The 5,021-nt window shown below is 49.6% G+C and carries 1 tRNA gene and 3 rRNA genes; all 4 read right to left on the bottom strand.

The window, feature by feature from the left end:
* A 5S ribosomal RNA gene (rrf, locus tag A3I9_RS0106400) occupies positions 1-84 on the bottom strand; the annotation flags it as partial.
* 73 nt (positions 85-157) lie between these two features.
* A 23S ribosomal RNA gene (locus A3I9_RS0106395) occupies positions 158-3,063 on the bottom strand.
* A gap of 144 nt (positions 3,064-3,207) precedes the next feature.
* Positions 3,208-3,280 (bottom strand) — tRNA-Ala (locus A3I9_RS0106390).
* A 52-nt stretch (positions 3,281-3,332) separates the two neighbouring features.
* Positions 3,333-4,890: ribosomal RNA gene (locus A3I9_RS0106385) — 16S ribosomal RNA — on the bottom strand.
* Positions 4,891-5,021 lie beyond the last annotated feature (131 nt).

Raw genomic sequence — 5,021 nt, 5'->3', positions numbered from 1 at the left:
CCCCCAACTACTTCAGGCGTTCTAGGGCTTAACTGCTGTGTTCGGCATGGGTACAGGTGTATCTCCTAGGCTATCGTCACTTAACTCTCTCGAATGTTACCATTCAAAATTGAATACCTATATTCTAACAAGTTTTAACTTCGCTGTCAATATCTTTTCGGATAAGTCCTCGAGCGATTAGTATTGGTCCGCTTCATGTATCACTACACTTCCACTCCCAACCTATCTACCTGATCTTCTCTCAGGGCTCTTACTGATATAAAATCATGGGAAATCTCATCTTGAGGTGGGTTTCACACTTAGATGCTTTCAGCGTTTATCCCTTCCCTACATAGCTACCCAGCGATGCTCTTGGCAGAACAACTGGTACACCAGCGGTAAGTCCACTCTGGTCCTCTCGTACTAGGAGCAGATCCTCTCAAATTTCCTACGCCCGCGACGGATAGGGACCGAACTGTCTCACGACGTTCTGAACCCAGCTCGCGTGCCGCTTTAATGGGCGAACAGCCCAACCCTTGGGACCGACTACAGCCCCAGGATGCGACGAGCCGACATCGAGGTGCCAAACCTCCCCGTCGATGTGAACTCTTGGGGGAGATAAGCCTGTTATCCCCAGGGTAGCTTTTATCCGTTGAGCGATGGCCCTTCCATACGGAACCACCGGATCACTAAGCCCGACTTTCGTCCCTGCTCGAGTTGTAGCTCTCGCAGTCAAGCTCCCTTATACCTTTACACTCTGCGAATGATTTCCAACCATTCTGAGGGAACCTTTGGGCGCCTCCGTTACCTTTTAGGAGGCGACCGCCCCAGTCAAACTGCCCGTCAGACACTGTCTCCGATAGGGATCACCTATCCGGGTTAGAGTAGCCATAACACAAGGGTAGTATCCCAACAGCGCCTCTGTCGAAACTGGCGTCCCGACTTCAATGGCTCCTACCTATCCTGTACATGTGGTACAGATACTCAATATCAAACTGCAGTAAAGCTCCATGGGGTCTTTCCGTCCTGTCGCGGGTAACCTGCATCTTCACAGGTACTAAAATTTCACCGAGTCTCTCGTTGAGACAGTGCCCAAATCATTACGCCTTTCGTGCGGGTCGGAACTTACCCGACAAGGAATTTCGCTACCTTAGGACCGTTATAGTTACGGCCGCCGTTTACTGGGGCTTCAATTCAGATCTTCGCGTTACCGCTAAACCCTCCTCTTAACCTTCCAGCACCGGGCAGGCGTCACCCCCTATACATCATCTTACGATTTAGCAGAGAGCTGTGTTTTTGATAAACAGTTGCTTGGGCCTATTCACTGCGGCTGTCCAAAGACAGCACCCCTTCTCCCGAAGTTACGGGGTCATTTTGCCGAGTTCCTTAACGAGAGTTCTCTCGATCACCTGAGGCTACTCGCCTCGACTACCTGTGTCGGTTTGCGGTACGGGTAGAGTATACTTATAACGCTAGAAGCTTTTCTTGGCAGTGTGACGTCACTAACTTCGCTACTAAACTTCGCTCCCCATCACAGCTCAATGTTATAGATATAAGCATTTGACTCATATCACACCTCACTGCTTAGACAGACTCTTCCAATCGTCTGCTTTAGTTAGCCTACTGCGTCCCTCCATCACTATATACTCTAGTACAGGAATATCAACCTGTTGTCCATCGGATACACCTTTCGGTCTCTCCTTAGGTCCCGACTAACCCAGGGCGGACGAGCCTTCCCCTGGAAACCTTAGTCTTACGGTGGATGGGATTCTCACCCATCTTGCGCTACTCATACCGGCATTCTCACTTCTATGCGTTCCAGCACTCCTCACGGTATACCTTCTCCACACATAGAACGCTCTCCTACCATTACCTATAAGGTAATCCACAGCTTCGGTAAATTGTTTTAGCCCCGGTACATTTTCGGCGCAGGGTCACTCGACTAGTGAGCTATTACGCACTCTTTGAATGAATAGCTGCTTCTAAGCTAACATCCTAGTTGTCTGTGCAACCCCACATCCTTTTCCACTTAACAATTATTTTGGGACCTTAGCTGGTGGTCTGGGCTGTTTCCCTTTCGACTACGGATCTTAGCACTCGCAGTCTGACTGCCGACCATAAATCTTTGGCATTCGGAGTTTATCTGAAATCAGTAAACCGAGATGGCCCCCTCATCCAAACAGTGCTCTACCTCCAAGATTCTTTTATGTCGACGCTAGCCCTAAAGCTATTTCGGAGAGAACCAGCTATCTCCAAGTTCGTTTGGAATTTCTCCGCTACCCACAAGTCATCCAAGCACTTTTCAACGTGCCCTGGTTCGGTCCTCCAGTGCGTCTTACCGCACCTTCAACCTGCTCATGGGTAGGTCACATGGTTTCGGGTCTACATCATGATACTAATCCGCCCTATTCAGACTCGGTTTCCCTACGGCTCCGTCTCTTCAACTTAACCTCGCATCATAACGTAACTCGCCGGTTCATTCTACAAAAGGCACGCTCTCACCCATTAACGGGCTCGAACTTGTTGTAGGCACACGGTTTCAGGTTCTATTTCACTCCCCTTCCGGGGTGCTTTTCACCTTTCCCTCACGGTACTGGTTCACTATCGGTCACTAGGGAGTATTTAGGGTTGGGAGATGGTCCTCCCAGATTCCGACGAGATTTCGCGTGTCTCGCCGTACTCAGGATACTGCTAGGGTTAAAAACTATTTCGAATACGAGGCTCTCACTCTCTTTGGCTGACCTTCCCATGTCATTCTTCTATACTCTTTAACTCCACTTCGCAGTCCTACAACCCCGAAGAGTAAACTCTTCGGTTTGCCCTCCTGCCGTTTCGCTCGCCGCTACTAAGGCAATCGCTTTTGCTTTCTCTTCCTGCAGCTACTTAGATGTTTCAGTTCACTGCGTCTTCCTTCTCATGACCTTAACAGTCATGGATGACAGGCATCAACCTGCCGGGTTCCCCCATTCGGACATCTCTGGATCTCAGCTTACATACAGCTCCCCAAAGCATTTCGTCGTTCGTCACGTCCTTCATCGGCTCCTAGTGCCAAGGCATCCACCGTGCGCCCTTATTAACTTAACCTTATTTTTTAAAAACTCATTAAATATTTACAGCGTTTTCGGTTTATTTTCTTGTTACTATTCATTTAACTATTACTAGTTAAATGGAATTTGATAGATATTCAATTTTCAATGGTCATTCGTCCAATCTTGTCTCAAGATTGAATGGAGCCTAGCGGGATCGAACCGCTGACCTCCTGCGTGCAAAGCAGGCGCTCTCCCAGCTGAGCTAAGGCCCCACAAGACCTCTCAAAATTAAAGAAGACTAACGTACAGGTTCCATTTCCTTAGAAAGGAGGTGATCCAGCCGCACCTTCCGATACGGCTACCTTGTTACGACTTCACCCCAATCATCTATCCCACCTTAGGCGGCTGGCTCCTAAAAAGGTTACCTCACCGACTTCGGGTGTTACAAACTCTCGTGGTGTGACGGGCGGTGTGTACAAGGCCCGGGAACGTATTCACCGCGGCGTGCTGATCCGCGATTACTAGCGATTCCGACTTCATGTAGGCGAGTTGCAGCCTACAATCCGAACTGAGATCGGCTTTAAGAGATTAGCTTGCCGTCACCGGCTTGCGACTCGTTGTACCGACCATTGTAGCACGTGTGTAGCCCAGGTCATAAGGGGCATGATGATTTGACGTCATCCCCACCTTCCTCCGGTTTATTACCGGCAGTCTCGCTAGAGTGCCCAACTGAATGATGGCAACTAACAATAGGGGTTGCGCTCGTTGCGGGACTTAACCCAACATCTCACGACACGAGCTGACGACAACCATGCACCACCTGTCACCGATGTACCGAAGTAAAACTCTATCTCTAGAGCGGGCATCGGGATGTCAAGACCTGGTAAGGTTCTTCGCGTTGCTTCGAATTAAACCACATGCTCCACCGCTTGTGCGGGCCCCCGTCAATTCCTTTGAGTTTCAGCCTTGCGGCCGTACTCCCCAGGCGGAGTGCTTAATGCGTTAGCTGCGGCACTGAGTCCCGGAAAGGACCCAACACCTAGCACTCATCGTTTACGGCGTGGACTACCAGGGTATCTAATCCTGTTTGCTCCCCACGCTTTCGAGCCTCAGCGTCAGTTACAGACCAGAGAGCCGCTTTCGCCACCGGTGTTCCTCCATATATCTACGCATTTCACCGCTACACATGGAATTCCACTCTCCCCTTCTGCACTCAAGTTGTACAGTTTCAAAAGCACACAATGGTTGAGCCACTGCCTTTTACTTCTGACTTATACAACCGCCTGCGCTCGCTTTACGCCCAATAAATCCGGACAACGCTCGGGACCTACGTATTACCGCGGCTGCTGGCACGTAGTTAGCCGTCCCTTTCTGGTAAGATACCGTCACTTAGTAAATTTTCCACTCTTACTATCATTCTTCTCTTACAACAGAGCTTTACGATCCGAAAACCTTCTTCACTCACGCGGCGTTGCTCGGTCAGGGTTCCCCCCATTGCCGAAGATTCCCTACTGCTGCCTCCCGTAGGAGTCTGGGCCGTGTCTCAGTCCCAGTGTGGCCGATCACCCTCTCAGGTCGGCTATGTATCGTTGCCTAGGTAGGCCGTTACCCTACCTACTAGCTAATACAACGCAGGTCCATCTCGTAGTGGAGCACTTGCTCCTTTCAAATATCTGACATGTGTCAAATATTGTTATGCGGTATTAGCTATCGTTTCCAATAGTTATCCCCCGCTACAAGGCAGGTTACCTACGCGTTACTCACCCGTTCGCGACTCAGTCAATTCGGTGGAGCAAGCTCCGGTGAATTAACTGCGTTCCACTTGCATGTATTAGGCACGCCGCCAGCGTTCGTCCTGAGCCAGGATCAAACTCTCATTTAAAATAATTGTTTGTCCGGCTAAGCACTCTGGCTTATCCGTTTATTGTTTTTTTTGTTCATTGACGATTTATATTCCTATAAATCACCCTGCACGTTTGGTTCGTCTTCTTTAATTTTCAAAGGTCTTGTTCG

The organism is Streptococcus ovis DSM 16829 (assembly GCF_000380125.1).
In the GTDB taxonomy this organism is placed as follows: domain Bacteria; phylum Bacillota; class Bacilli; order Lactobacillales; family Streptococcaceae; genus Streptococcus; species Streptococcus ovis.
This window is presented reverse-complemented; position numbering and strand designations above follow the sequence as displayed.